Genomic DNA, 435 nt, shown 5'->3' on the forward strand with positions numbered 1-435 from the left:
AGCCGCACTGCTGATGATGCCCCGGCACTTGCCGGCGCTCACCGTATTCACCCTTTCCCGCGATCGCGACGGCCGCCCGGTGGAGCTGGCGCAGTCCACCAGCCGTTCGGATCGCTTCCAGTACCAAGTGGTGACCTGATGGAGACCCCGATGAACCTGTCCCCGCGTCAACACTGGATCGGCGTGCTCGCCCGCGCCTTTCGCAGTGAATTGCTGCCCCATGAAGACGCCTTGCGCGACGTGGATTACCAACTGATCCGCGCCCCGGAAATCGGCATGACCCTGGTGCGTGGCCGCATGGGCGGCAATGGCGCGCCGTTCAACCTCGGCGAAATGAGCGTGACCCGCTGCGTGGTGCGCCTGGCTGACGGGCGCACCGGCTACAGCTACCTGGCCGGGCGCGACAAGGTCCATGCCGAACTGGCGGCCCTGGCG

At 67.1% G+C, this 435-nt stretch carries 2 protein-coding genes; both read left to right on the plus strand.

All coding sequences use genetic code 11. From position 1 onward, the window contains the following. The coding region (locus HX846_RS37300; RefSeq protein ID WP_178967476.1) for a UTRA domain-containing protein at positions 1-139 on the plus strand (139 nt) is incomplete at its 5' end. Positions 140-150: 11 nt separating this feature from the next. Then, on the plus strand, positions 151-435 hold a 285-nt coding region (gene phnG / locus HX846_RS37305), incomplete at its 3' end, for a phosphonate C-P lyase system protein PhnG (protein ID WP_178967477.1).

The organism is Pseudomonas sp. K5002, assembly GCF_013386655.1.
GTDB lineage: Bacteria > Pseudomonadota > Gammaproteobacteria > Pseudomonadales > Pseudomonadaceae > Aquipseudomonas.